The following is a 20,204-nucleotide window of genomic DNA, read 5'->3' as shown; positions in this document are numbered from 1 at the left end:
TAGTGGGTGTTTTTCTCCACAGGTAAGCCACAGGGCCTTCCTTGAGAACTCGCGGCAAAACGGGGTTTTCCACAGTTTTCACAAGGGTTATTAACACTACAATCCTTAAAGAAAAAACGTCAAATAACAAAAGACTGATGAGTTCTACCCTGGTATGTGCGCAGTAGTTCCTGTAATTACAAGCTATGGATCCATACGGGCCACTTCGTATGCCGAGATGTAATTACACAAAGCTGCGCCCTTCTCCGTCCGGTAGACTGGGTAACTAGCTACGCCCATGTTCAGGGTTTCTAGCGGTGACACAGAGTTTGGAAGGTGACCAGTGAAATTTACTGTCGAACGCGATACCTTAGCCGAGGCCGTCAGCTGGACTGCCCGTTCCCTCTCCCCCCGCCCCCCAGTGCCCGTACTCTCAGGATTGCTCATTAAGGCTGCATCCGGTGAAGTTTCAATTGCCAGTTTCGACTATGAGACCTCAGCTAAGCTGAACATCGAGGCCAATATCGCTGAAGAGGGTGAAGCTCTCATATCAGGCCGCTTACTCGCTGATATTTGCAGGTCTCTTCCTAAAGCAGACGTGACCTTTGAGCTACATGAAGGCAAAGTTCACTTGACCTGCGGCTCATCAAACTTTAACCTCTCGTCCATGCCGGTTTCTGACTACCCTGAGCTCCCTGCACTACCCGCTGTATCCGGTACTGTTGAGGGGTCAGAATTTGCGAAAGCTGTTGCACAGGTTTCTATTGCTGCATCAAAAGACGACACTTTGCCCATTCTGACCGGTGTGCGCATGGAAATCGAAGGTAACCAGATGACCCTACTTGCCACCGATCGCTATCGGCTGGCTATGCGCGAGCTAAACTGGAACCCTACAGACTCAGCTATTTCAACCGCTACACTCGTCAAGGCGAAAACACTGTCTGAGGTTGCTAAGACTCTAGGCGGTGCTGGTGAACTATCAATCGCTCTGTCTGATGCTCACGAACTTATCGGGTTTGAATCAGATTCTCGACGTACGACCAGTCTTTTGGTAGATGGTGAGTACCCTAAAATTCGCTCGCTCTTTCCCGAAACAACTCCCACCTATGCAATCGTTCGAACCGCCGACCTTCTTGAGGCCGTCCGCCGTGTCTCCCTGGTTGCTGAGCGTAACACTCCCGTACGTCTGGCTTTCAGCCAGGGTGAGGTTACTCTGGACGCCGGCACAGGTGAGGACGCCCAGGCCTCCGAAACCCTCCAGGCCCATCTGCACGGTGAAGACATCACTGTAGCTTTCAACCCCAGCTACCTTTCTGAGGGACTACACACCTTCACAGCCAACAAGTTTGTGCGCTTCTCATTCACCGACCCGCGCAAGCCCGTTGTTCTTTCGGAGCAGGAAGACTGGCAGGCTGAAGACGAGAAAAACTACCGCTACTTGCTCATGCCTATTCGTCTGCAGAATCAATAAAGTCGCTGACACGTCATTGCTAGGAGGTTGTGCTGTACATTGACCATCTTTCATTGATGGACTACCGCACCTACCGGCTACTGAACCTGCCATTATCTCCCGGGGTCACGGTCTTTTTGGGTCCTAACGGTGTGGGTAAGACCAACATTGTTGAGGCAATTGATTACACTGCTCAGCTCTCTTCACACCGAGTATCGCAGGATTCACCGTTGGTACGTGTGGGGGCACAGCGTGCCTACATTCGCACCAGAACGGTGCGTGGCAATCAGCAAACAGTGCTGGAGTTTGAGCTGGCCCCCGGCCACAGTAACCGGGTCCGTATCAACAGGGCAGCTCCTGTGCGTGCCCGTGAGGCACTAGGTGTGACTCGTACTGTGCTCTTCTCTCCCGAAGATCTGCACCTGGTCAAAGGTGATCCCTCTACCCGCCGCCGTTTTCTCGATGATCTGGCGGTTTCGCTACGTCCTGCTGTAGCAGCCTACCGAGCTGACTATGAGAAGGTGCTGCGTCAGCGTAATTCTTTGCTGAAATCTATGCGTTCACGGCGTGCGGGTAGCGGGGACGACGCCCACACTCTGGAGGTATGGAACAAGCAACTTGCGAACGCCGGGGCTCACCTTATACAGGCACGTTTACGTACCCTGGCTCTGCTCCTACCTCAAGTACAGCGAGCATATGAACAGCTGACGGACGGTTCTAAGACGGTGACTGCGGTGTATGAATCAACCAGTTTTCCACCCATTTCGGGGCAGATACTCCCCCAGGCTTCGCGTATGAATGTGAACGACATCCGTGATGCGCTGCTCCGTGGCTTTGAGTCTAAACAAACTGAAGAAATTGACCGGGGAGTCACTCTGGTAGGCCCTCATCGCGACGATCTGGCATTGGAATTGGGGGGAATACCTGTTAAGGGTTTCGCTTCACACGGTGAGAGCTGGTCGTATGCCCTAGCCCTCAAACTGGGCGCCTGGTATGTTCACCTGGCAGATAGTAGCGATGCAAAAGGCGCCTCGCCCATTTTGATTTTGGACGATGTTTTTGCTGAACTCGACACAGACCGCCGTCACCGGCTGGGATCAATCGTTGCTGGAGCTGAGCAGGTTTTGGTGACGACGGCTGTTGCTCATGATATTCCTCCGGAACTCGGCGATATTACCCTGGTACGTGTTTCTCCAGGTAAAGCCTGGGTCGAGATGGATTCACCCGCTAGTATGCCTGGAAGGGAATAAATAACTATGGGTGATTCTATGTCTGATGAGATGTATTTAGCGGAGGGGGTGGATGCCCCTCACGCCCTACTCAGCCGAATTCGTGCTGCCAAAGAAGCTCGGGGTGAGCACCGTGTCCAGGGTGCAGCTGGCCGCAAAATCATCAAGGATTTTGGTCGGGCTATGAAGGTAGAATCGGGCCCAAAGGTGCGCCGCTTCAGCAGTGAAAATGGCGTCAGTCAACTCGGTGGTTACAGTGAGGCCGGGCCGAGCAGCCGCGATCCACAGAGCTTGGCCGGTCTGCTAAATCGCGTCATTATGGAGCGCGGCTGGACCACTCCCCTAGCTGTCTCTTCAGTTTTAGCCCGCTGGGATCAGATTGCAGGGCCTTCTTTGGCGTGTAAGGCAATACCAGAAACTTTTGAGGGTGGTGTTCTTACCGTGCGCTGTGAGTCAACGGCTTGGGCAGTGCAGGTTCGTCAAATGAAGTACGACATTATGCGCCGCTTCAATAGCGAGCTTGGCGATGAGATTGTGACTGACGTGCGTGCCTTTGGGCCGACTGCCCCCTCCTGGAAGAAAGGACGCCGCGTGGCCCCCGGTGGGCGCGGGCCCCGAGACACCTACGGATAAAACCCTGGGCACCCGTCCGAGTAAAATAAAACCCCAAAATCGCCTCTGCGGTTCTTGACCCCTCAAGCTGTGTGAGCCTACACCATAAGGGGTCAGTTCGCTCCCAGGGGCTTTTTTGCCCTTTCTGGGTGGGTTCACCCTCAAAAAGAAGCCATAAATGACTCAAAAACACCCCTGTGCGGTAGAATTGGGGAAGAATACGCGCGCCCACCTGTAGGTACCGTTCATATGCCCTTCGAGCTCACGCTGCGGGCGTCTGCTCCCCTGCCGGTCGGCGCGAGACCGATCATGCAAGGAGCCTAACTACCAGTGGCAACTGAAGAAACCTCCCACGAATACGGTGCTGCCGATATCACGGTGCTTGAAGGCCTCGAAGCCGTGCGCAAGCGCCCTGGTATGTACATTGGTTCAACCGGTGAACGCGGCCTGCACCACCTGGTCTATGAGGTCGTCGATAACTCCGTTGACGAGGCACTGGCCGGGTATGCTGACCTGATTGAGGTTGTCATCCAGAAGGACGGTGCCGTCCGTGTCGCTGATAATGGCCGCGGTATTCCCGTCGATGAGCACCCCACCGAGAAGAAACCGACTGTTGAAGTTGTTATGACTATTCTTCACGCAGGCGGTAAGTTCGGTGGCGGCGGATACGCCGTTTCAGGCGGCCTTCATGGCGTTGGCATCTCCGTTGTCAACGCGCTCTCTACCAAGGTCGAAACCGAGGTGCGCCGCCAGGGCTACACCTGGCACATCAGCTATGCCAACGGTGGGCACACCGTCAAACCGCTGACCCGCGGAGAAGCGACTGACGAAACGGGTACCACCCAAATTTTCTACCCTGACCCCGAAATTTTTGAAACCGTCGACTTTGATTTCGAGACCCTGCGTGCCCGCTTTCAGCAGATGGCCTTCCTCAACAAGGGCCTGACTATTCAACTTACCGACGAACGTGAGATGCACGAGGGCGATGAAGTAACCGGTGAAGAGAAACCTGCGACTCTGCCCCTCAACCAGGTGGGTGCCGATTCTGACGGTCACAAGACTGTTACCTACATGTATAAGGACGGCCTCTTCGACTATGTGAACTTCTTGAATACCTCCAAGAAACTCACGACTGTGCACGGTGATATTATCGCCTTCGAAACCGAAGACACCGACCGCATGATGAGCCTAGAGGTGGCCATGCAGTGGACCACCGCCTACAAGGAATCAGTGCATACCTATGCCAACACCATCAATACCCACGAAGGTGGCACCCACGAAGAGGGCTTCCGCGCTGCGCTGACCACGCTCATCAACCGCTTTGCCCGCGACAACAAGCTCCTGCGCGAGAAGGACGACAACCTGACCGGTGAGGATGTGCGCGAGGGCCTGACCGCTGTAGTCTCCGTCAAAATTTCTGAGCCCCAGTTCGAGGGTCAGACCAAGACCAAGCTGGGTAACTCCGAAGCTAAGGCCTTCGTACAGCGTGAAACCATGGATCAGCTGGGCGACTGGCTGGAGCGCAACCCCGGAACCGGCAAGGAAATCGTCCGCCGGGCTATTACCGCAGCGCAGGCCCGTCTGGCTGCCCGCAAGGCCCGCGAAACCACCCGCCGCAAGGGCCTGCTCGAAACCGGTTCCATGCCCGGTAAGCTCAAGGACTGCTCCTCCAAGGATCCCTCGATTTCAGAGATTTACCTGGTGGAGGGTGACTCTGCGGGAGGTTCAGCCGTGCGCGGCCGTAACCCCGAAACCCAGGCCATCCTGCCCCTGCGCGGTAAGGTGCTGAATGTGGAGCGCGCTCGCCTTGACCGCGCCCTGTCCAACGCTGAAATCCAGTCGCTGATTACCGCCTTTGGCACCGGTATTGGTGAGGACTTCGACATTGAGAAGGCCCGCTACCACAAGGTTGTTCTCATGGCGGACGCGGACGTGGACGGCCAGCACATCACCACCCTGCTGCTGACCCTGCTCTTCCGCTACATGCGTCCGCTCATCGAAGCCGGCTACGTCTACCTGGCCCAGCCCCCGCTCTACCGCATCAAGTGGTCCAATGCCCCGCACGACTACGTATTCTCTGACGCCGAGCGCGACGCCGCCCTGGAAGCCGGCTACGCCAAGAACCAGCGCCTGCCCAAGGACAACGGCATCCAGCGCTACAAGGGTCTGGGCGAGATGGACTACGCCGAGCTCTGGGATACCACCATGGACCCCGAGCGTCGCACCCTCCTGCAGGTCAAGATGGAGGACGCCGCGGCGGCCGACCAGATCTTCTCCGTCCTAATGGGTGAGGACGTCGAGGCCCGCCGAGAATTTATCCAGCAGAACGCAAAGGACATCCGCTTCCTTGATATCTAAAGGGTTTTCGCATGAAAAATGCGCTATATAACCTTTAGGGAATAAAAGAAGTCAAGGATACGAACAGAGGAATTTATGAGCGACGAGAACACCACCAGCTCACCCCAGCCCATTGAGGGCGATATCGTTGCAACCGATGCAACCCCGGCACCGGCCGGCGGTAACGTTGAGGTTGTCGACCTGCGCTCCGAGATGGAGCGCTCCTACCTGGATTACGCCATGGCCGTCATTATCGGCCGCGCCCTGCCCGACGTGCGCGATGGTCTCAAGCCTGTGCACCGCCGCGTCATCTACGCCATGTACGACGGCGGCTACCGCCCCGAGCGCTCCTTCAACAAGTGCGCCCGCGTGGTCGGTGAAGTTATGGGCCAATACCACCCCCACGGCGACGCCCCTATCTACGACACCCTGGTCCGTCTAATCCAGGACTGGGTCATGCGCTACCCCCTGGCTCTTGGCCAGGGTAACTTCGGCTCCCCCGGCAATGACGGTGCTGCGGCCCCCCGCTACACCGAAACTAAGATGGCCCCCCTGGCCCTCGAAATGGTGCGAGACATCAACGAGGACGCCGTGGACTTCCAGCCCAACTACGACGGCAAGAACCAGGAGCCGGTCGTCCTGCCCTCTCGTATTCCCAACCTGCTGGTCAACGGCTCATCCGGTATTGCGGTCGGTATGGCCACCAATATTCCCCCGCACAATCTGCGTGAGGTTGCTGACGGTGTGCAGTGGTTCCTGCAGAACCCCGAGGCCTCCAACGAAGAGTTGCTTGAAGCCCTTATTGCCCGCATTAAGGGCCCCGACTTCCCCACCGGTGCCACTATCTTGGGGCATAAGGGTATCGAGAATGCCTACCGCACCGGCCGCGGCTCCATCACCATGCGCGCTGTAGTCAATGTTGAAGAGATTCAGGGCCGCACCTGCCTGGTCGTCACCGAGCTGCCCTACCAGGCCAACCCCGATAACCTGGCCATCAAGATTGCTGAACTGGTCAAGGACGGCAAGATCACCGGTATCGCCGACCTGCGCGACGAAACCTCCGGCCGTACCGGCCAGCGCCTGGTCATCGTCCTCAAGCGCGACGCTGTGCCCAAGGTGGTGCTGAACAACCTCTACAAGCACACCCAGCTGCAGGAAAACTTCTCCGCCAATATGCTGGCTATTGTGGACGGTGTGCCCCGCACCCTCTCGCTGGATGCCTTCATCCGCCACTGGGTCAACCACCAGCTCGAAGTCATTGTGCGCCGCACCCGCTACCGCCTGCGTCAGGCCGAAGAAGAGGCGCATATCCTGCGCGGCCTACTCAAGGCCCTCGATGCCCTCGATGAGGTCATCGCGCTCATTCGTCGCTCACCCACCGCTGACGAAGCACGCACAGCCCTGATGGACTTCCTCGACATTGACGAGGCCCAGGCCCAGGCTATCCTCAATATGCAGCTGCGCCGCCTGGCCGCCCTGGAACGTCAGAAGATTCAGGACCGTCACGCAGAACTCATGCGCATGATTGACGAGTACAACGCGATTATCGCCTCAGAGGACCGCCAGCGCTCCATCATCTCTGAAGAATTGGCTGAAATCGTTGCCCGCTTTGGCGACGAGCGCCGCACCAAGATCCTCATGGGTTACGACGGTGATATGTCGATGGAGGACCTCATCCCCGAGGAAGAAATGGTCGTCACCATCACCCGCGGCGGCTACGTCAAGCGCACTCGCAGCGACCAGTACCGCTCCCAGCATCGCGGAGGCAAGGGCATCAAGGGTGCTTCGCTACGCGGGGACGACGTCGTCCAGCACTTCTTCGTCACCTCCACCCACTCCTGGATTCTCTTCTTCACCAATCTGGGCCGTGTGTACCGCACCAAGGCCTATGAACTCATGGAAGCTGGCCGTGATGCCAAGGGGCAACACGTGGCTAACCTGCTAGCCTTCCAGCCGGAGGAAACCATCGCCAAGGTCATGGAGCTCAAATCCTATGAGGACGCCCCTTACCTGGTACTTGCCACCAAGAATGGCCTAGTCAAAAAGACTGCCCTCTCAGATTATGACACCAACCGCGCCGCCGGCGTCATCGCCATCAACCTGCGCGACGGTGACGAGCTGGTCTCAGCGCAGCTGGCCAGCGCTGAGGACGACCTCATCCTCATCTCCCGCCAGGGTCAATCCCTACGCTTCACTGCCACCGATGAGGCCCTGCGCCCCATGGGTCGCGCAACCTCCGGTGTGACCGGCATGAAATTCCGTGACGGAGACGAACTGCTCTCCATGAATGTGGTCACCGATGATTCTTTCGTCTTCGTGGTCACCGCAGGCGGATATGCCAAACGCACCCGAATCGACCAGTACCGTGTTCAGGGTCGTGGCGGCCTCGGCATCAAGGTCGCCAAACTGGCTGAAGACCGCGGCGAGCTAGTCGGCGGCCTCATCGTGGGTGAAGAGGACGAGATTATGGTCGTTATGCAGTCTGGTAAGGTCGTGCGTACCTCAGTTTCCGAAGTGCCAGCCAAGGGGCGAGACACCATGGGTGTTATTTTCGCTAAGCCCGGCAAAAACGATGAAATTCTCGAAGTCGCCCGCAACTATGAACGCAACATCGATGAGTTAAACAACACCGACGAAAACGGCGCAGAAAGCACCGAAAAGCCGGCAGATGAAGTAACTTTAGAAAACGACACCCTACAGGCAGTAGCCGACACCGTAGACGCACACGGAGGTAAGAGTGAGCACTAACAGCACCGCACCGCGGCCCGCGCCGCGCACGGGCACCCCGCGCGCAGCCTCAGGCAAACCACGACACCAGGCACCTGCCGGAGGTGGCCAGCGTAAGCCCCTTGTGCGCCCGGCTCCTCGCTCGAAGATTCGCCGTGCCCGCCTGGTCGTTGCAAGGGTAGATACTTTCTCCGTCGCCAAGCTGGTCTTCCTGCTTTCTGTAGCCATTGGTATTGCCACTGTGGTGGCCGCAGTGATTCTATGGCTCGTCATGCAGGCTACCGGTGCTTTCCAAAGCCTCAATGACATGCTCACCTTGCTGGGTACCACCGGCGACGCGGTAGATATTTCTCAGTACCTTTCACTCGGTCAGATAGCTCTCTACAGCACCATTATCTCCGTCGTGAACGTCGTCCTCTTCACCTTGCTTGGTACCCTCGCTGCAATGCTCTATAACGTAGCGGCCAAGCTTGTTGGTGGTGTGGGTGTCACTCTTACCGACGAATAAATCAGGGGCTCAGAACTTACAGTAAGAGTGGGTGGTGGGCCCTCACTGCAGGGAACCTCGCACGGGCTCTCAAGCTACCCGTGAGCGTCCTTAATAATCCCTCAAAGCCTGTGATTTAGAACATAGATTTTTGATTTGGCAAGGTCTTGAAACCTGTGTAAAGTTATATCTCGTTCTGAAGAACACAAGGGGGCGTATAGCTCAGACGGTTAGAGCGCTACACTGATAATGTAGAGGTCCCAGGTTCAATTCCTGGTACGCCCACTCACCTTGGCTGAAAGGTTGGCATGAAGAGATTTATGGCCATTGCAACCGCCTTCATAGTAGCAGCGGTTGCAGGTAAGGCAGTCAAGGATTCTCAGGAGAATAAAAGAACTTGGGAAGAAGCTACAGATAAAATTTCATAGGTAGCACCCGTTGGGGGCGTGGCGCAATTGGTAGCGCACCTGCTTTGCAAGCAGGGGGTTAGGGGTTCGAGTCCCCTCGCCTCCACTTTTCGGTGATTATAGCAAGAGGGAAACACCCGGTCCCATCCCGAACCCGGAAGTTAAGGCTCTTAGCGCCGATGGTACTGCACTGGCGACGGTGTGGGAGAGTAGGTCATCGCCGAATTAAATTTGGTAGGGAACCTCCAGTTGAAAGACTGGGGGTTCCTTTTTGTGTGCGGGGTTCTTTCGGGTGTGGGTTATAGGGTTATAGGCAGAAAAGTGTGTCCCGCCCCTGCGCCATCTTTTGGCGAGCGTGCACCATATCGCTGAGCGTGCGCCCGCCATGTGCACGCTCAGCGATATGGTGCACGCTCACTGGGGTGATGCCCATAGAACGTCTTGTTTCGATCTGAGGTTGTCGGTAGGGTTCCTTGTATGGTGCTCAACGACCTTCCCCTCCGCAGTATCACCGCCCGCAGCGATGCGGAGCCGCTCACTGGCGTCCGCGCCCATACCTGGCCCTACCACCTGGCTGTGACTCGGGCAGCGCTCGCCGGGCTCACCTTTGGGCGGCTCACAGTTATCGTGGGAGAAAACGGGGCTGGTAAATCCTCCCTGGTTGAATCAATCGCAGAAGCCTACGGCCTGCCGCTTGGTGGCGGAGATAACCGGGTTTCCCGGCCCACTTTTGACCAGGTCTCAGCTTTTGGGGCTGACTTGCAGATTGTGCGGGGCGCGGCAGGACGCCGGGCAGGGCTCTTCCTGCGGGCTGAAGGAATGCTGGCACACCTGGAACACCTGGCTAGTCTCGAATCGAAACAGGCAACCGATATTCTGCGCCTCTCGCACGGGGAAGGTGCCCAGCGTTTGCTTGAAGAGTCTTTTGACGACTATGGCCTCTGGATTCTTGACGAACCTGAATCGGGGCTCTCTTTCTCCGGGCAACTAGAGCTGTGTGCCCGCGTCCTTGCCTTCCTTGAACGGGGTGGGCAGGTGGTGCTTTGTACCCACAGTCCGCTCCTGGCTGCGCTTGCCACGCACTGCAATGAACTGGTGTGGGAGATAGGGGAGTGGGGCGTGCGCCAGCTGGCCTGGGCTGAACTTGATATGACCGTTCACTGGCGCAATATGCTCGATGACCCCGAGATGTACCTGCACCACCTGGGGTAAACCGGGGTATAGAGTCGGTTTTTCAGGTTTTAACCTAAAACCTGTGGCGGAGCTAACCGCGCATTTGATAGAATTGGTTTGCGCGTGCAAAAAACCTGTAGTAAAGTAGAAGCATAACACCACGGGGGCGTGGCGCAATTGGTAGCGCACCTGCTTTGCAAGCAGGGGGTTAGGGGTTCGAGTCCCCTCGCCTCCACTTTTCGGTGATTATAGCAAGAGGGAAACACCCGGTCCCATCCCGAACCCGGAAGTTAAGGCTCTTAGCGCCGATGGTACTGCACTGGCGACGGTGTGGGAGAGTAGGTCATCGCCGAATTAAATTTGGTAGGGAACCTCCAGTTGAAAGACTGGGGGTTCCTTTTTGTGTGCGGGGTTCTTTCGGGTGTGGGTGGGCACACTTTTGGGGTTGGAGGACGGGTTGGAGGATAAAAAGTGTGTCCCGCCCCTGCGCCATCTTTTGGCGAGCGTGCGTGATATCGCTGAGCGTGCACATGGCGGGCGCACGCTCAGCGATATGGTGCACGCTCGCGGTTACCCCGTCAGAATAAGGCCCCTAAAACAAACGGCCCCGGCCTCCCTGTGTGGGAGCCGGGGCCGGGCGTCCGCGCTCGCAATCAATGAGGGGCGGACGCGCGTGAGCAAGTGTGAGGACTAGGCAGCGGGGGTCTTCCAGGGATCCTCAACGGGGCGAGAAGCCTTGAAAGCGGCTGCACCAGCGACAGCACCAGCAACCAGCAGACCAAAGACCAACAGGCCCTTGTTGCCGCCCTTAGAAGCCTTCTTCTGCTCCTTGGCGTAACCCTTAGCGGCCTTAACAGCAGCCTTCTGAGCCTTCTTCAGGGCCTTCTTATCGCCGGTGACCTTAGTGGCTACAGTCTGGGCCGCTACAGGAACTTCAGCGTCTGCGAGCTTGTCAGCAACGGTGCTGGCAACGTCGGCAGCCTTAACGCGGGCAGTAGCCACAGCATTCTCAACGGCGGGGGTGGCATCGTCAATTTTTGCCTGAATCTTATCAGTCAAGGTTGTCTGAGCTTTCTGCAACTGGGATACCTTCTTACCGGTCAGCTTATTGGCGCGGGCGGTCTTCTTCTCAGCTAGAGAGGTTAGCTTGTCAGCCTTCTTACCGGTGGTTTTAGCGGCCTTGGCTAGGAACTTTTCTGCCTGCTTCTGAGCCTTTTTAGCTTTACTTTTCTTGCATAGTGCCATGATTACCTCCAGAGAATGCCCGCCCCTCAGCCCGCTTGTCGGGTGAGGGGTGCAGGGCAAGTTACCTTTAGTATCAGCTTACTTTCTAAAACCTGAAAAATTCTCTGAGCCACCGCAAAAACTCTCGTGTTTCTCTGCCCGCTAAAGTTAAGCGTGTCTGTAGGGTGCCGCCAGCGCCGAATCGTGCCTCCATGAGTGCGATGTTGAGTGCCGGGAGGGTACTCTGTTTTACATGACTAACGTCAACGTCGTGCAATGAGGGTGAAAATATGCCAGAACTTCTCACCGGTCAAGGTTTCTCCCTGGTGGGTTTTTTCATCCAAGTTCAGCACGGTGAAATCTTCTAATGAGCGCTCAAGCCAACTACATTCTACCGTGCAGATGAGTGGTTGGTCCGACCACCACGAGTTACGCGGACCAAGAAGGTCAACTGCGAGGACGCCTCACAGCGAGCCGTCGTCTCCATCGCCGAAATATCACTCACTCCGGGCTTTGCCCAATCCCGCCCGGTACTCTCACCCTGACGCAACCCGTCGGGCTTTCATAGAACCCATCTGCAGCCCCGGCGGGCACAACGTAGAAAGTGCCCTCGAAAAAGCTACCGCCGCCTCGCAGAGCTACCCCTACTTCATCCAGCAACAGGGGCAGGCTATCTGGAACTCTGCCACCCAGCAGATAATCACAGATGACGATGTGCTCGCCGCTGGTCTTTACGGTGCCGGGAATATAGGGCTTCGTACTGAGACAGGTGGGAATAGCCTAGGGCGAAGGAATAGGTTTCTGCCAGAGAATCTCTCCGTGGGGCATCACGAAGACGGAAGCGGGTGAGAGTGCCCACCTGCGCCAGCCTGAGGCTATAGTATTCAAATCGCTGTGAGTGCACAGGCCTGTTTCAATTATCTGTTGCCCTAAGGCTGATTCCTCCAGTCTCATAGCCCATGAATCAGCCAGCCAGCGCGCCTCAGGACCGGTATAAGTCCATGTTGAAGTAGAAAACTGGGCACCGCGCAAACCTGCCTCAGCTGCGTAAGCGGGTAGGCGGCGTCCTGCGCTGGGTTCTCCACCATTTGCTCGAGCAGCTTCAAGATAGAGCTCTCTCCAGTGGGTAAGGTGCTCAGAATCGGCAAACCAGAAGAAACCCTCATAGTCGGCGTCACAAACAGCAACATAACCACCGGGCTTTACCACTCGTGCCATCTCGCGCAGAGCCAGAACCGGGTTCCCTATGTGCTGTATCACCTGATGTGCATGAACAATATCGAAGGAAGAATCTGGAAAGCTCAGTGAGCGGATATTTTCGACGGAGAAGGAAGCCTCTATGCCGTTTTCAGGCGTGAGACCCTGATGTTCAAAGTGGCGCTGCGAGAGGGAAAGTTCCTCTTCACCGATCTCTGTGGCGGTTACCCTGCCCGTGATGCGGGCGAAGTCTGCGGTGATAGTTCCAGGGCCAGCACCGATATCGAGTACATGCATGCCGGCGGCTAAAAACGGGAGCAGATAGGCCGCCGAGTTCTGTGCTGTGCGCTGCTGATGAGCCTGCAGGACGGCCGGTGCATGGCCGTGTGTGTAGGGTCGGGAAGCCAAGGGGAACCTACTTTCTCTAGGGTTCAGTAATTCTCTCAAGCCAAACCTTATTTTCAAAATGCGAGAAGATTTATCTTGTTATATGGATTCTTGTATTTATTGGACGAGTTTATCGCCTTCAGGGATGACTGCCAGTGTGTGTTTTTGTGACTCAGGTAGCGAGAGCGACGCACCGGCGTCCTTCTCTTTCACTGACCGCAAAAGCCTACCCACCGCTCTAGCGGGCGTGCCCCACTGCGTGCAAGAATAGGGGCATGACTGCAACTGCAAAAGCAACTATTCACACCAACCACGGTGATGTCGTCGTTAACCTCTTCGGTAATCACGCACCGGCAACCGTCAAGAACTTCATCGGCCTATCAGACGGCACCCAGGAATGGCGCCACCCCCGCACCGGCGAAGTACAGAATGGCCCCCTTTACAAGGACGTCATCTTCCACCGCATCATCCGTGACTTCATGATCCAGGGCGGCGACCCTCTCGGCCAGGGTATTGGTGGCCCCGGCTACCAGTTCAAGGACGAAATCCACCCCGAACTGAGCTTTAACAAGCCCTACCTGCTGGCCATGGCCAACGCAGGCCCCGGCACCAACGGCTCCCAGTTCTTCATCACAACCGTTGAGACCCCCTGGCTCAATGGCCGCCACACTATCTTCGGTGAGGTCGCAGATGAAGACTCCAAGAAGGTCGTTGACGCTATCGAAGGCGTAGCAACCGGCGCTATGGACCGCCCCGTTGAAGACGTGGTCATTTCTTCCATCGATATTGAAGAGCTCTAAACCTTACACAGGTTAGTGCAAGGCCCGCCCGTGAGGGTGGGCCTTTGCTCTACCTCAGTACAAGCGGCGTGCGGCCGCAGACGAAAGGACGCCCGTGAGCGAGCAGGCAGGCAGAGGTAGCAACCCCGGCGGTTATGGGTACAGCAGTGGGGATATTTCTGTGTGCCCGCGGCACCCCAATCAGGTGACCTATGTACGGTGCGGACGTTGCGGTCGGCTGGCCTGTGGGCTTTGTCAGGTTCCGCGTGAGGTGGGCATGATGTGTGTGGACTGCATGGCAGCTGCGCAAGCCGCAACACCCAAAGTGCACTACGCAAAAACAGCTCCCACTATTACATATGCACTTATCGGTATAAATGTGGTGGTGTGGGTTTTACAGTTCTTCTTCGACTCGGTGACGGTTGCTGGCATCTATAACCCGCTTTATGTTGAGACAACGGGGGAGTGGCACCGGCTACTGACATCGGGCTTTTTGCATTCACCCACTAACATCACTCACCTACTACTTAACATGTTTACCCTCTATCTTTTTGGGCAGGCTCTAGAACCGCTCATGGGTAGGTGGAAGTTTCTGGTCACCTACCTGCTCTCAATTCTTGGTGGGTCAATAGCTGTACACCTGTTTTCCTCGATGATGGGAGACATGATGATTAGCACTTTGGGAGCATCTGGCGGTGTGTTTGGTCTCTTTGGAGCCTTTTTCGCTTTAGCCCGTGCACGGAAACAGAGCACCAGTAGCATTCTGATTCTGGTGGCCGTGAACTTTGTCTTTGGTTTTATTATGCCCGGAATCTCGTGGGAAGCGCATCTGGGTGGTCTAGTGACGGGTGCTGTAACAGCGGCTCTGTTAGATCGTATACCCACCTCAGGAAGCCGTAGCGGGCGTCCTGCTAAGTAAGGTAAAGACCGATATCCACAGAACTTATCCACAGTTGTTAATAAGAACATCATTGTAATTCCACAGGTGTTAAAAACCTGTGTAGAGCGCCTGTAGGCTCTTGTTGGGGTACGTAATTACACTGGTGTAAGAGGTTTCCCCAGATTTATCCCCATCTGTGGATAACTTCTATCTGCAGGGTGTAGAGAACCTGTAATTTCAAAAAACATGCTTCTTCTATTTGCCTGCTGCCCGATCGGCTCCGCCACAGTCTGCGGTGAGCTGAGCTGAGATAACAAAAAACCGCTCATTGGTACGGACGATCGGCCCCACGGCGTTGCTCTCAGCAACGCTCTTCACGTAAATCACGTCATTCGTAGCATCAGCGGGCTCCAGGGCTCTACCGGCTTGATATTCTGCCGGGCCTGAGATAACAGTAAGGGAGACCACCAAACCTGGTAGTCTCCCCGAAAAACAGCAAGGCGAATCTAGTCCTTCTTAAAGGAGTCCTTAATGCCAGCAACGGTGTTCTTAGCGTCATCAACCTTATCTTGGGCCTGTGCCTGAACCTGGTCAGCCTTGCCCTCAGCTTCAAGACGCTCGTTACCGGTCAGCTTGCCACCGGCCTCCTTGGCCTTACCAGTGAGGTTGTCGAGGCCGTTTTTAATCTTGTCTCCTGCACTCATGATGAGTTCCTTTCATGTATCGCATTTGCGGGGTTGGGTAAACAATGCTTCGCATACTTCCCTTATTGATAAGTTTACGCACTAACTCGGCAAAAAGAAACCCAGTAAGCTGAGAAAATTCTGAAGACCACCCAGTAGGCCACCCGAACCCCGGCACGCAAAAAATTTCCCCGCCCCGCTACCTGCACCAGGGCTCAGCGGGTGTACTCTAACTTCTCAGGACGGCTCCACCGAACCACCCGGAACTACGTTTCGAAAGTGGTCAGGACGCCCCATACCTACCCTGTTGCACAGAATCGCAAACCGCCCCACAACAGCAATCCAGAACCTGCCACCAGACCGGCCCTCAGCCACAGGTAATCTAACCCGACTGACTGGGCTTTAGAGATCCCGGTCTGCCGGGAAGCCCGCCACCATGGGTAAGAACTCAGGGTCGGCGTAGCCAGCCTGGGCGTAGGCTAGGGCCACCTGCTCTGCGGTTTTCTCAATCAGATGCGCAGGCATCAGTGCCATGACCGCCCCGCCAAAGCCGCCACCCACCAAGCGGGCACCCAGAGACCCAGCATTCAAACAGATATCAACGGCCAGGTCAATCTCGGGGCGTGAGACCCGCAGTTCATCGCGCATTGATACGAAGCTCTCAGTCAGCAGATGCCCCAGCTCAACCCAGTCAACCTGCCCACTGGCGTCCGTAGCTGACAGCAGGTGGGCGGCGCGCTCCACCAATGTCATGTCGTGCAGGGTGTGGCGCACCCAACCACGCGGGAAGTCCAGGGTGCGGCCCGATTCCTCAAGCGCAACCAGGGAACGGTTGACGGTCTGATCAACCAAATCAAGACGGCGCTGCTTGGCCTCACGCTCGGATAAACCGATGCAGGTGAGATCCTGGGGTAGGGCGTTGCGCAGAAAATCGAGATTCATAGCCTCAGTCACAGCCTCATTAGCCGCGCGGCGGGCAGCGAACTCACCCCCGGCCAGCTCGTGTGGGGTATTGGTATTAATAACTAGCCAGGCCAGATTGGCGCTAGCCAGATCAACAGCCAGGGGCTGAATGGAGAAGTCCCTAAAGTCAATGACCAGTGCCTTGCCCGGTGCTGAACGCAGGGACGTAGTCTGGTCCAGGCCACCAGTGCGCGCCCCAGCCACCTCGTTCTCGGCCCGAATACAGACCTGGGCCAGGCGGGCACGCAGCGCATCATTGACGGGGGAGAGGTCTGATGGAAGGGCCTCAGTGCAGTCGCAGTCCTGCCGCAGGGGGCAGGAAAGATCTAGCAAGGCCAGGGCGGTAGAGCACTCAATTGCTGCGGACGAGGATAGCCCGCCGCCCACCGGAACCTGTGAAGTGATGAGCAGGTCAGCGCCAAAATGATGGGGCAGAGCGATGTCCTTGCCACCCTCACGATTCATAGCCCAGGCCACACCGGCCACATAGGTGAACCAGCCCTTGATGGTGCCGGGAGTAATCTCACGAATCACCACAGTACGGTCATCGCCGGGCATCTGTAGGGACGCGGCTCGTAGCACCCCGTCAGTGCGTAGCTTGCCCGCCACATAGGTGCGGTAGGGCAGGGGCATGGGCAGACATGAACCCCCTAAAAAGTCGATATACTCACCGAGCAGGTTGAGGCGGCCGGGGGCTGACCAGACGCCGTCGGGCTCCTGACCATATTTTTCACGAAAGGCGGCACGGGCAGTCTCCACCTGCTGATGATGGTCGGGGAGGGTTGCCCAGGAAGGTTCAACGCGAAGGGTCACGGGAGTCTTTCTGTGAGGTGGATTGAGGGGTAAAGCCCGCAATGAGGGCGGTGAGGGCGGTTGAGTAGGACGCCGGTGGTTGCTTCGGCGGGTCACCGCCGGTTAAGAGGGCTCGGGTTTGCTCCTGCTCAATGAAGCTAAGGGCTAGGTGAAGCAGGGAGTCAGCGGCTAGGGCTGGCTGCGCTGTGCCCAGCACCCGTGTGAAGTAGTCTTCGAACTCGTCACGTAGAGTGAGCCGGTCGGAATCTTCTATCACGGGTTGAAAGGCCAAGGCTAGTCGTATGACTTCGGAAGATTCCTTAACTGGAATAAGTTTTTGGTAGAGGTTTTCACCGGCTACAACCAAGGGAGCCGTAAGTGAATGCGCCACCTCCCGCTCTAGCGTCACTCCGGCCAGCAGGCGCGAGGCCAGAGATGCCAGAAGTTCCTGTTTATTTCTCACGTGATAGTAAAGTGCACCGGGGGCGACGCCTAGCTCGGTTGCCAGGCGGCGCATCGATAGGTCGGCCAGGCTGTAGGAGCGAAGCACCTGTAGGGCGGTTTCAAGAATTTTCTCACGGGTTAAAGCCACCTCCCTATTGTCGCTCACAGACGCCCGGGTGCAAGTACTCAACCGGGCCGTCCGCTCCCAGCGAGGTGAGAGGCGATGCCCTGCCCGGCGCGGGGTGGGGGAGTAGATTGGTTGCATGACCCTCAATTTTTCAGATCTCACCCGGCGCCTGCGCGCTGGCGAAGCCGCTACTGAAACTGATATCTACAACGTGCTCGGTGCCAGCCCCGCAGCCACCTTTGCCCTCATAGAGTATGCAGCAGAGCTACGCGGTATCTATTTTGGTACCGGTGTGACTGTGCTTAACCTGCCGGGTGCACCGGGAATACCGACGGCGGCCGTGCGCCTTGAAGTGCCCGCGCCGCTGGATGCTGAGGAGCTCACCGTCTCCCTGCTCGATACTGCTGACCGCCCCGGAGCCCTAGCCCTGGACTTTGTGACCGGCGAGGGTGCGCTTGTGCCCATGGAAGCCCTGCGCGTGATTGCTGCGGCCCGTATTACTGCTCCGGCCGCTAGCTTACACCTGGGCCCTTCTCGGGAGGGTGCTCTACGCTCCTTACAACCGCTGGCTGTGGGGGCTGTTGATTCGTTGGAGCTGATTGTTGACCCGGCCCGCCCCCAACTGATTTATGAGGACCTTAGGCTGATTAAGGGTTCTGGGCTGACCGTTGCGGGGGCGGGGGAGCGAGACCTGGTTGCCGAGTACACCGAGCTCCTGCGCGATTTGGGTGTTGAGGATGTTGAAACCTACGCTCGGGTAGCGTTGGCAGGTGCGAAGGCCGGTGGGTGTGGGGGTAACTGTGCCTGCGGTTCTGGGGGTTGCGGCTCCTAACCCTCTTTTTGTGAAAGGTACCATCTGAATCAGAAATACCCACCTAGTTCGTGGGTTTTTCTGACTCAAATGGTACCTAGCTGATGTCATAAACCTAGATAATTTGAACACTGTTCAAAAACGGTGTTGACTGGTTCTATGACTGACTTTTCTGCTATCGCTGACCGCGTGCTGACTGGTGAGCCAGCCACCCGCTCCGAAGCTCTTGCCACCCTGGCCGCCACCGACGCTCAAACCTTTGCCCTGGTCGATGCCGCCGCCCGTCTGCGCCGCCACTACTTCGGCAACACCGTCAAGGTCAACTACCTGGTCAATCTCAAATCCGGGCTCTGCCCCGAAGACTGCACCTACTGCTCCCAGCGTCTGGGATCCGAAGCTGACGTGCTCAAGTACTCCTGGATTAAAGCTGATGAGGCCGTCAAACAGGCCGGCTACGGTATTGCAGGCGGTGCCTCTCGCGTCTGCATGGTCGCTTCCGGCAAAGGCCCCACCGACCGCGACGTGGAGCGAGTTGCCACCATGGTCGAAGGACTCAAAGAGGAACACCCGCAGGTTGAGGTCTGCGCCTGCCTCGGCATTCTTAAGGACGGCCAGGCCGACCGCCTCAAGCAGGCCGGAGTGGACGCCTACAACCACAACCTCAATACCAGCGAAGACCACTACGCAGACATCTGCACCACCCACACCTATGCCGACCGCCTCGCCACCGTCGATAAGGCCCAGTCCGCCGGACTCTCGGCCTGTTCGGGACTGATTGTGGGCATGAAAGAAACCGACGAACAACTGGTTGATGCTATTTTTGCCTTGCGTGACCTGGGTGGCGACTCCATTCCCGTCAATTTCCTCATGCCCTTTGAGGGAACCCCACTGGCGGGCACCTGGGAACTCACCCCCATGCGCTGCCTGCGGATACTGGCAGCCGTTCGTCTGGTTGCTCCCGAGAAAGAGCTCCGCATGGCGGGAGGTCGTGAAATGCACCTGCGTTCGCTCCAGCCTCTGGCTCTGCACGTGGTTAACTCCCTCTTTTTGGGGGACTACCTGACCTCCACCGGCCAGTCGGCCCTCGATGACCTGAGAATGATTCGTGACGGTGGTTTTGTGGTGTTTGGCGCTGAAAACCGTGACCTGGTTGCTGAGCATGAGGAATACCTGCGCGCCCACGGCGTAGACCTTGCTCAAGAAACCGCAACAGCGCCCGCTCCCTGCGGGGCGTCTGGCGGTTGTGGTGGGTGTAGCTCTGGGGCCTGCGGTACTCATGCGCTCGCAGGGGAGGCTGGGGCTGGCGTTCGCTCCGCTAACCTGCGTGCGCCCCAGGTGGTTGTTCCCGAGATTCGCCGCCGAGGTGTTGGGACGGGAACCGCGCCCAACTTCTAGCTCGGCACACAGCCCACAGTCAAACACCACCCCTGACGCGAGGTGGTTGAGGCAGCACACCGGGGTGCTCAGTCTCACCGGGTGCCTTGGGGGTGATATGAGGCACCGTCAAGCAGATACT

18 protein-coding genes, 3 tRNA genes and 2 rRNA genes are annotated in these 20,204 nt (G+C 57.1%); 17 read left to right on the top strand and 6 right to left on the bottom strand.

The features are described 5' to 3' along the window. Positions 1–322: 322 nt before the first annotated feature. The 13 genes from dnaN (at position 323) to rrf (L6966_RS04280) (ending at position 10,756) form a co-directional block, all read left to right on the top strand. Entirely contained in the window at positions 323–1,450 is a 1,128-nt protein-coding gene (gene dnaN, locus L6966_RS04340) for a DNA polymerase III subunit beta (RefSeq protein WP_237224884.1), read from the top strand. A gap of 29 nt (positions 1,451–1,479) precedes the next feature. Further along, a complete protein-coding gene (gene recF / locus L6966_RS04335) occupies positions 1,480–2,679 on the top strand; it encodes a DNA replication/repair protein RecF (protein ID WP_372237682.1) in 1,200 nt (399 codons plus the stop codon). Positions 2,680–2,685: 6 nt separating this feature from the next. Next, positions 2,686–3,291 carry a DciA family protein gene (locus L6966_RS04330; protein WP_083091535.1) on the top strand — a complete coding sequence of 202 codons (606 nt, stop codon included), beginning with the start codon at positions 2,686–2,688 and terminating at the stop codon, positions 3,289–3,291. A 309-nt stretch (positions 3,292–3,600) separates the two neighbouring features. Then, a complete protein-coding gene (gene gyrB, locus L6966_RS04325; protein WP_083091533.1) occupies positions 3,601–5,628 on the top strand; it encodes a DNA topoisomerase (ATP-hydrolyzing) subunit B in 2,028 nt (675 codons plus the stop codon). A 75-nt stretch (positions 5,629–5,703) separates the two neighbouring features. Then, positions 5,704–8,355 (top strand): DNA gyrase subunit A, encoded by a 2,652-nt coding sequence (gene gyrA / locus L6966_RS04320; RefSeq protein ID WP_237232929.1) that lies wholly within the window; start codon positions 5,704–5,706, stop codon positions 8,353–8,355. Then, a complete protein-coding gene (locus L6966_RS04315; RefSeq protein WP_237232928.1) occupies positions 8,345–8,842 on the top strand; it encodes a DUF3566 domain-containing protein in 498 nt (165 codons plus the stop codon). The genes gyrA and L6966_RS04315 overlap by 11 nt, the downstream gene beginning before the upstream one ends. Positions 8,843–9,032: 190 nt before the next feature. Next, positions 9,033–9,106, top strand: a tRNA-Ile gene (locus tag L6966_RS04310). Between the two features lie 35 nt (positions 9,107–9,141). Next, positions 9,142–9,249, top strand: coding sequence for a DLW-39 family protein (locus tag L6966_RS04305; protein ID WP_219336344.1), 108 nt, complete (start codon positions 9,142–9,144; stop codon positions 9,247–9,249). 12 nt (positions 9,250–9,261) lie between these two features. Beyond that, a tRNA-Ala gene (locus L6966_RS04300) sits at positions 9,262–9,334 on the top strand. A gap of 3 nt (positions 9,335–9,337) precedes the next feature. Continuing rightward, positions 9,338–9,454: ribosomal RNA gene (gene rrf / locus L6966_RS04295) — 5S ribosomal RNA — on the top strand. Between the two features lie 251 nt (positions 9,455–9,705). Beyond that, positions 9,706–10,440, top strand: a complete 735-nt coding sequence (locus L6966_RS04290) for an ATP-binding cassette domain-containing protein (protein ID WP_083091842.1) — start codon at positions 9,706–9,708, stop codon at positions 10,438–10,440. Between the two features lie 123 nt (positions 10,441–10,563). Next, positions 10,564–10,636: transfer RNA gene (locus L6966_RS04285), tRNA-Ala, on the top strand. A 3-nt stretch (positions 10,637–10,639) separates the two neighbouring features. Beyond that, a 5S ribosomal RNA gene (gene rrf / locus L6966_RS04280) occupies positions 10,640–10,756 on the top strand. A 335-nt stretch (positions 10,757–11,091) separates the two neighbouring features. Here the strand turns inward: rrf (L6966_RS04280) and L6966_RS04275 are convergent. Both L6966_RS04275 and L6966_RS04270 read right to left on the bottom strand, forming a co-directional pair. Further along, positions 11,092–11,646: a hypothetical protein gene (locus L6966_RS04275; protein WP_083090942.1), complete on the bottom strand. Its 555-nt coding sequence runs from the start codon at positions 11,644–11,646 to the stop codon at positions 11,092–11,094. A gap of 759 nt (positions 11,647–12,405) precedes the next feature. Further along, the gene (locus tag L6966_RS04270; protein WP_237232927.1) at positions 12,406–13,230 is read right to left on the bottom strand and encodes a class I SAM-dependent methyltransferase; all 825 of its coding nucleotides are present in this window, start codon (positions 13,228–13,230) and stop codon (positions 12,406–12,408) included. 254 nt (positions 13,231–13,484) lie between these two features. Here L6966_RS04270 and L6966_RS04265 point away from each other — a divergent pair, with 254 nt between their 5' ends. Next, a complete protein-coding gene (locus L6966_RS04265) occupies positions 13,485–14,009 on the top strand; it encodes a peptidylprolyl isomerase (protein ID WP_237232926.1) in 525 nt (174 codons plus the stop codon). Positions 14,010–14,283: 274 nt separating this feature from the next. Next, positions 14,284–14,907 (top strand): rhomboid family intramembrane serine protease, encoded by a 624-nt coding sequence (locus tag L6966_RS04260; RefSeq protein WP_237232925.1) that lies wholly within the window; start codon positions 14,284–14,286, stop codon positions 14,905–14,907. Between the two features lie 216 nt (positions 14,908–15,123). Here the strand turns inward: L6966_RS04260 and L6966_RS04255 are convergent, their stop codons facing one another. The 4 genes from L6966_RS04255 to L6966_RS04240 all read right to left on the bottom strand — a co-directional run bounded on the left by L6966_RS04255 (position 15,124) and on the right by L6966_RS04240 (position 17,898). Beyond that, the gene (locus L6966_RS04255; protein WP_237232924.1) at positions 15,124–15,336 is read right to left on the bottom strand and encodes a hypothetical protein; all 213 of its coding nucleotides are present in this window, start codon (positions 15,334–15,336) and stop codon (positions 15,124–15,126) included. A gap of 38 nt (positions 15,337–15,374) precedes the next feature. Further along, on the bottom strand, positions 15,375–15,572 hold the full coding sequence (locus tag L6966_RS04250; protein WP_083090938.1) for a CsbD family protein: 198 nt from the start codon (positions 15,570–15,572) through the stop codon (positions 15,375–15,377). A gap of 381 nt (positions 15,573–15,953) precedes the next feature. Further along, the gene (locus L6966_RS04245; protein WP_237224873.1) at positions 15,954–17,327 is read right to left on the bottom strand and encodes a galactokinase; all 1,374 of its coding nucleotides are present in this window, start codon (positions 17,325–17,327) and stop codon (positions 15,954–15,956) included. Then, positions 17,311–17,898 carry a TetR/AcrR family transcriptional regulator gene (locus L6966_RS04240; RefSeq protein WP_237232923.1) on the bottom strand — a complete coding sequence of 196 codons (588 nt, stop codon included), beginning with the start codon at positions 17,896–17,898 and terminating at the stop codon, positions 17,311–17,313. Before L6966_RS04240 ends, L6966_RS04245 begins: the two co-directional genes overlap by 17 nt. A 115-nt stretch (positions 17,899–18,013) precedes the next feature. Between L6966_RS04240 and L6966_RS04235 the strand changes: the two genes are divergently transcribed. Then, a complete protein-coding gene (locus L6966_RS04235) occupies positions 18,014–18,709 on the top strand; it encodes a hypothetical protein (RefSeq protein ID WP_237232922.1) in 696 nt (231 codons plus the stop codon). Positions 18,710–18,847: 138 nt separating this feature from the next. Further along, entirely contained in the window at positions 18,848–20,083 is a 1,236-nt protein-coding gene (bioB, locus tag L6966_RS04230) for a biotin synthase BioB (protein WP_237232921.1), read from the top strand. The last annotated feature ends 121 nt before the right edge of the window (positions 20,084–20,204 follow it).

The organism is Rothia nasisuis (assembly GCF_928381405.1).
Lineage (GTDB): Bacteria > Actinomycetota > Actinomycetes > Actinomycetales > Micrococcaceae > Rothia > Rothia nasisuis.
Note: the sequence above shows the minus strand (reverse complement) of the source record. Positions and strands in the feature narration are given on the sequence as shown.

Bases quoted from the DNA above. Each gene is read 5' to 3' on its own strand.
- L6966_RS04330 (WP_083091535.1), top strand. From the start codon at position 2,686: ATGGGTGATTCTATGTCTGATGAGATGTATTTAGCGGAGGGGGTGGAT.
- gyrA (WP_237232929.1), top strand. From the start codon at position 5,704: ATGAGCGACGAGAACACCACCAGCTCACCCCAGCCCATTGAGGGCGAT.
- L6966_RS04305 (WP_219336344.1), top strand. From the start codon at position 9,142: ATGGCCATTGCAACCGCCTTCATAGTAGCAGCGGTTGCAGGTAAGGCA.
- L6966_RS04290 (WP_083091842.1), top strand. From the start codon at position 9,706: ATGGTGCTCAACGACCTTCCCCTCCGCAGTATCACCGCCCGCAGCGAT.
- L6966_RS04275 (WP_083090942.1), bottom strand. From the start codon at position 11,646: ATGGCACTATGCAAGAAAAGTAAAGCTAAAAAGGCTCAGAAGCAGGCA.
- L6966_RS04265 (WP_237232926.1), top strand. From the start codon at position 13,485: ATGACTGCAACTGCAAAAGCAACTATTCACACCAACCACGGTGATGTC.
- L6966_RS04260 (WP_237232925.1), top strand. From the start codon at position 14,284: ATGGCAGCTGCGCAAGCCGCAACACCCAAAGTGCACTACGCAAAAACA.
- L6966_RS04250 (WP_083090938.1), bottom strand. From the start codon at position 15,572: ATGAGTGCAGGAGACAAGATTAAAAACGGCCTCGACAACCTCACTGGT.
- L6966_RS04235 (WP_237232922.1), top strand. From the start codon at position 18,014: ATGACCCTCAATTTTTCAGATCTCACCCGGCGCCTGCGCGCTGGCGAA.
- bioB (WP_237232921.1), top strand. From the start codon at position 18,848: ATGACTGACTTTTCTGCTATCGCTGACCGCGTGCTGACTGGTGAGCCA.